Source organism: Alistipes sp. AF14-19 (assembly GCF_003461645.1).
GTDB lineage: Bacteria > Bacteroidota > Bacteroidia > Bacteroidales > Rikenellaceae > Alistipes > Alistipes shahii.
Genome location: NZ_QTXM01000058.1, coordinates 1 through 533 on the forward strand (window position 1 = coordinate 1; position 533 = coordinate 533).

Consider the following 533-nt stretch of genomic DNA (forward strand, 5'->3'; position numbering starts at 1 on the left):
CGGGATCGGTTATTTACGCTGCTTTCGGAAAACAATCTTCTGGTCAAACGTCGGAAGAAATACAGCGTTACGACCTGCTCGCGGCACTGGATGCGTAAATATCCGAATCTGATCCGGGGTTTCGACCTCGAGCGGCCGCATCGTTTATGGGTCGGAGATATTACGTACATTTCTTTGAAAGAAGGATTTGCATATCTGGCTTTGATAACGGATGCCTATTCCAAACGGATCGTAGGCTATGATCTGAATACGACATTGGAACGGGACGGAGCGCTCCGTGCACTGAGGATGGCCATAGACCAGACTCCGCAGCAAAAACGGCAAGGGTTAATCCATCATTCGGACAGAGGATGCCAATATTGTTCGAAAGAATATGTGAAATTACTGACCGATAATGGGATTCGCATCAGCATGACTGAAAAGGGCGATCCGTATGAGAATGCCGTTGCCGAACGGGTGAACGGTATTCTGAAGAGCGAATGGATCGACGAGGAATGTTTTGAAAGTTTTCAGGCAGCAAAAGAACGCATCGA

The 533-nt window shown here is 47.8% G+C and carries 1 protein-coding gene; it reads left to right on the top strand.

What is annotated here, in order from left to right; translation table 11 throughout:
- Positions 1-39: 39 nt before the first annotated feature.
- Positions 40-533, top strand: a 494-nt coding sequence (locus DWW03_RS16395) for an IS3 family transposase (RefSeq protein WP_259302005.1), incomplete at its 3' end; no start/stop codon positions are given.